Annotated in this window: 1 rRNA gene; it reads right to left on the bottom strand. The window is 52.3% G+C overall.

The features are described from left to right. Positions 1-77 precede the first annotated feature (77 nt). Positions 78-2,971: ribosomal RNA gene (locus tag OH705_RS26795) — 23S ribosomal RNA — on the bottom strand. Between the last annotated feature and the right edge of the window lie 57 nt (positions 2,972-3,028).

Raw genomic sequence — 3,028 nt, 5'->3', positions numbered from 1 at the left:
TTGTGGTTCGTCGCGAACTTTCGGTTCGTTTCGTCTTCACCACCGCAATCTGCGTGAGCAAATTGCTTGGGTGTTATATGGTCAAGCCTCACGGGCAATTAGTATTGGTTAGCTCAACGCCTCACAGCGCTTACACACCCAACCTATCAACGTCGTAGTCTTCGACGGCCCTTCAGGGAGCTCAAGGCTCCAGTGAGATCTCATCTTGAGGCAAGTTTCCCGCTTAGATGCTTTCAGCGGTTATCTCTTCCGAACATAGCTACCCGGCAATGCCACTGGCGTGACAACCGGAACACCAGAGGTTCGTCCACTCCGGTCCTCTCGTACTAGGAGCAGCCCCTCTCAAATCTCAAACGTCCACGGCAGATAGGGACCGAACTGTCTCACGACGTTCTAAACCCAGCTCGCGTACCACTTTAAATGGCGAACAGCCATACCCTTGGGACCGGCTTCAGCCCCAGGATGTGATGAGCCGACATCGAGGTGCCAAACACCGCCGTCGATATGAACTCTTGGGCGGTATCAGCCTGTTATCCCCGGAGTACCTTTTATCCGTTGAGCGATGGCCCTTCCATACAGAACCACCGGATCACTAAGACCTACTTTCGTACCTGCTCGACGTGTGTGTCTCGCAGTCAAGCGCGCTTTTGCCTTTATACTCTACGACCGATTTCCGACCGGTCTGAGCGCACCTTCGTACTCCTCCGTTACTCTTTGGGAGGAGACCGCCCCAGTCAAACTACCCACCATACACTGTCCTCGATCCGGATAACGGACCTGAGTTAGAACCTCAAGGTTGCCAGGGTGGTATTTCAAGGATGGCTCCATGAGAACTGGCGTCCCCACTTCAAAGCCTCCCACCTATCCTACACAAGCAAGCTCAAAGTCCAGTGCAAAGCTATAGTAAAGGTTCACGGGGTCTTTCCGTCTAGCCGCGGATACACTGCATCTTCACAGCGATTTCAATTTCACTGAGTCTCGGGTGGAGACAGCGCCGCCATCGTTACGCCATTCGTGCAGGTCGGAACTTACCCGACAAGGAATTTCGCTACCTTAGGACCGTTATAGTTACGGCCGCCGTTTACCGGGGCTTCGATCAAGAGCTTCGCTTGCGCTAACCCCATCAATTAACCTTCCGGCACCGGGCAGGCGTCACACCCTATACGTCCACTTTCGTGTTTGCAGAGTGCTGTGTTTTTAATAAACAGTCGCAGCGGCCTGGTATCTTCGACCGGCGTGGGCTTACGCAGCAAGTGCTTCACCCTCACCGGCGCACCTTCTCCCGAAGTTACGGTGCCATTTTGCCTAGTTCCTTCACCCGAGTTCTCTCAAGCGCCTTGGTATTCTCTACCTAACCACCTGTGTCGGTTTGGGGTACGGTTCCCAGTTATCTGAAGCTTAGGAGCTTTTCTTGGAAGCATGGCATCAACCACTTCGCGCTCTAATGAGCACTCGTCATCAGCTCTCGGCCTTAAGATCCCGGATTTGCCTAAGATCTCAGCCTACCACCTTAAACTTGGACAACCAACGCCAAGCTGGCCTAGCCTTCTCCGTCCCTCCATCGCAATAACTGGAAGTACAGGAATATTAACCTGTTTTCCATCGACTACGCTTTTCAGCCTCGCCTTAGGGACCGACTAACCCTGCGTCGATTAACGTTGCGCAGGAAACCTTGGTCTTTCGGCGTGCGAGTTTTTCACTCGCATTGTCGTTACTCATGTCAGCATTCGCACTTCTGATACCTCCAGCAAGCTTCTCAACTCACCTTCACAGGCTTACAGAACGCTCCTCTACCGCATCACCTAAAGGTGATACCCGTAGCTTCGGTGCATGGTTTGAGCCCCGTTACATCTTCCGCGCAGGCCGACTCGACTAGTGAGCTATTACGCTTTCTTTAAAGGGTGGCTGCTTCTAAGCCAACCTCCTAGCTGTCTAAGCCTTCCCACATCGTTTCCCACTTAACCATGACTTTGGGACCTTAGCTGACGGTCTGGGTTGTTTCCCTTTTCACGACGGACGTTAGCACCCGCCGTGTGTCTCCCATGCTCGGCACTTGTAGGTATTCGGAGTTTGCATCGGTTTGGTAAGTCGGGATGACCCCCTAGCCGAAACAGTGCTCTACCCCCTACAGTGATACATGAGGCGCTACCTAAATAGCTTTCGAGGAGAACCAGCTATCTCCGAGCTTGATTAGCCTTTCACTCCGATCCACAGGTCATCCGCTAACTTTTCAACGGTAGTCGGTTCGGTCCTCCAGTCAGTGTTACCTAACCTTCAACCTGCCCATGGATAGATCGCCCGGTTTCGGGTCTATACCCAGCGACTAAAGCGCCCTATTAAGACTCGCTTTCGCTACGCCTCCCCTATTCGGTTAAGCTCGCCACTGAATATAAGTCGCTGACCCATTATACAAAAGGTACGCAGTCACCTAACAAAGTAGGCTCCCACTGCTTGTACGCATACGGTTTCAGGTTCTATTTCACTCCCCTCTCCGGGGTTCTTTTCGCCTTTCCCTCACGGTACTGGTTCACTATCGGTCAGTCAGTAGTATTTAGCCTTGGAGGATGGTCCCCCCATGTTCAGACAAAGTTTCTCGTGCTCCGTCCTACTCGATTTCACTGGCAAGAGATTTTCGTGTACGGGGCTATCACCCACTATGGCCGCACTTTCCAGAGCGTTCCACTAATCTCAAACCAGCTTAAGGGCTGGTCCCCGTTCGCTCGCCACTACTAAGGGAATCTCGGTTGATTTCTTTTCCTCAGGGTACTTAGATGTTTCAGTTCCCCTGGTTCGCCTCTTGCACCTATGTATTCAGTACAAGATAACCAGCTTGTGCTGGCTGGGTTCCCCCATTCAGAGATCTCTGGATCACAGTCTGTTTGCCGACTCCCCAAAGCTTATCGCAGGCTACCACGTCTTTCATCGCCTCTGACTGCCAAGGCATCCACCGTATGCGCTTCTTCACTTGACCATATAACCCCAAGCAATCTGGTTATACTGTGAAGACGACATTCGCCGAAAATTCGCA

It is taken from the genome of Pseudomonas sp. BJa3, assembly GCF_026343815.1.
GTDB lineage: Bacteria > Pseudomonadota > Gammaproteobacteria > Pseudomonadales > Pseudomonadaceae > Aquipseudomonas > Aquipseudomonas soli.
The sequence above is the reverse complement of the archived record's forward strand: the minus strand, read 5'-3'. Positions and strand labels throughout refer to the sequence as shown.